The organism is Vibrio sp. 1562, assembly GCF_033340155.1.
In the GTDB taxonomy this organism is placed as follows: domain Bacteria; phylum Pseudomonadota; class Gammaproteobacteria; order Enterobacterales; family Vibrionaceae; genus Vibrio; species Vibrio alginolyticus.
This window is the reverse complement of sequence record NZ_JAWOVY010000776.1, coordinates 1-517: the sequence shown is the minus strand read 5'-3', so window position 1 is coordinate 517 and position 517 is coordinate 1. Positions and strand designations below refer to the sequence as shown.

Annotated in this window: 1 pseudogene; it reads right to left on the bottom strand. The window is 35.2% G+C overall.

Features of this window, described 5'->3' with window-relative positions:
- Positions 1-321: 321 nt before the first annotated feature.
- Positions 322-517, bottom strand: a pseudogene (locus R7Z49_RS27590) (hypothetical protein); the annotation flags it as partial.

Here is a 517-nt window from a genome sequence, read left to right as displayed (position 1 = left end):
CACGTTCAATTGTGTTACTTACAGAAAAATCATTAACCAGCGCACATTTGAATAGTAATGAGAAAGAGGCATTGAAAGCCTTATTAACAGGTGGCATTGTGGCAAAGACGTTGGCTCAACGTCTTTTATAGATTGTCTTGTGGTTAGAGCGCACAAAAAACTTCATAGAATCAGTGAGAGCATTTGGCTCCATGCATTTTAATATCTACAAAACTCATTTTTTGAACATAAATGAGTTTTGTAAAATCTAATAATCTTGCTCATGGTCACTTCGGCTTCGAAAAGCCACTCATTACCAAAAAGTAATCAAGCTAATGCAGTCTAATGCATCTCAACGTTATTCTCTTTGGCGACTAGTAAGTATTTAATTTGATGTTGAAAATCTGCCTCAATGATCTCTTCTCGACCTTTGGACATAACGGTGTCGTAAACCATGTTTACATATTCATACGGCAGATATTTATCAAAAACATGAACTATATCGTCGTTAATTAAAATTTCACCGTAACAAGCTAAG